1 pseudogene is annotated in these 738 nt (G+C 74.7%); it reads right to left on the reverse strand.

Features of this window, described 5'->3' with window-relative positions:
- Positions 1–605, reverse strand: a pseudogene (locus D7Y13_RS41930) (hypothetical protein); the annotation flags it as partial.
- Between the last annotated feature and the right edge of the window lie 133 nt (positions 606–738).

The following is a 738-nucleotide window of genomic DNA, read 5'->3' on the forward strand; positions in this document are numbered from 1 at the left end:
GGGTGGTAGCCATCCAGCGCCGCGTGCAGCCCCACCTGGATGAAGGCCCCTTCCACCGGAGCGACCGCCACCGGCACGGGCTCCGGAGGTGGAGGCGCAAGCGCCGGAGGTGCCGCCACGGGAGGCGGGGGGGCGACGACTTCACCCAGGGGTTCCCCCGCGTCCACCGCGCGCAGCGCCGAGCGCACCGCCAGCGCCAGCGCCTCCGCCCCCACGGACCACGTCAGCGTTTCAGGCGTGCCCTCCAGGTGCGCGGTCCGGACGAACAGGTGTCCCGTCCGGGGCGCCGCCACGGACACACGCACCTCCGCGCCCTCGCGCGCGAACCACAGCACCGCGCGAGCGTCCTGGCGCAAGGCCACCCGCTCCGCCTCGCGCCACGCCCCGTCCGGGCTCGTCTCCAGCGCCGGCCCCTCCTCCACGGTCAGCACCACCGGCAGGTCGCTGCTCTGTCCCCGCACCCGCTCCAGGAGTGCGCGGTCCTCGGGGGATGCCGAGCGCGCGACGGCCCGCCACGCGTTGGCCGCCCACGCGGGGCTCCCCAGGGCCAGCAACACGGCCAGCCCCACCACGCGCTGCCACACCCCGACCTCCAACTGGGACATGCCGTAAAACCTACCTTCCAGGGAATCCGTACGGAAGCACCTCATGGTGTGGATCGTCCTGCACCCCATGGCGGGGAGGCCGGGAGGGCGGAGGCCACCATTGCCTGGCGTCCTGGACCGGGAGGGTCTCCAC

This window comes from Corallococcus praedator (genome assembly GCF_003612125.1).
Lineage (GTDB): Bacteria > Myxococcota > Myxococcia > Myxococcales > Myxococcaceae > Corallococcus > Corallococcus praedator.